Consider the following 920-nt stretch of genomic DNA (forward strand, 5'->3'; position numbering starts at 1 on the left):
GATCCGATCACTCAGTCCTAATACTTCCGGCAAGTCACTGGAAATCATGATAATGGCAACATGCCGATCCGTTAGCTCGTTCATCAGATCATAAATCTCCCGTTTGGCGCCGACATCCACACCACGCGTCGGCTCATCGAGAATCAAGACTTTCGACCCCGAGCCGATCCACTTAGCCAACACGACCTTCTGCTGATTCCCGCCACTGAGGCTGCCAGCAGTCACGTCCGGTCCCATCGCTTTGACTGTAAGCCTTTTCATTAATAATCGAACAAAATCATCAGTGGCTTTATCGTCCACCAAACCATGTTTCACAAACCCATCAATCGAAGGCAAAACTATATTGTCGTGAAGCGAGTCATCCAGAATCAATCCCTCGTCCTTACGATTCTCCGCCAAGAAACAGAGATTGTGACGAATTGCCGATTGCGGATCACGAAACATGACCGGCTGTTTGTCAAGCAGAATTTCGTTGGACTGATACTTGTCGATTCAAAATAATGCCCGCATAATCTCGGTTCGCCCCGCACCCATCAGCCCGGAAAAACCGAGAATTTCACCTTGACGGACGCTGAAACTGACATCTTGAAAGACGCCTTTTTCAGTTAAGTGCTTAACCTCCATCGCAACCGGGCCAAAAGTCGGCGTGCGCTCCGGATAAAAGTCTTCGATCTCCCGCCCGACCATGTCCTTGACCAACTGTTTCATCGTGACATCTTTGGTGGCGTATTCGGTGATTGAGCGTCCATCTCGCATCACGGTCACTTTGTCTGCAATCTCGAAAATTTCTTCCATGCGGTGGGAAATATAAATAAATCCCACGCCCTTAGCCTTCAATCGCCGCACCACTGTGAAAAGTTGACTAATTTCCGTCTCAGTCAAAGCTGCAGGCGGCTCGTCCATAATGATGATCTTAGCAT

1 pseudogene is annotated in these 920 nt (G+C 48.8%); it reads right to left on the reverse strand.

Annotated features, from left to right (window positions below):
- A pseudogene (locus ACWPVL_RS11690) lies at positions 1 to 920 on the reverse strand (sugar ABC transporter ATP-binding protein); the annotation flags it as partial.

The organism is Streptococcus sp. Marseille-Q8145, assembly GCF_965112035.1.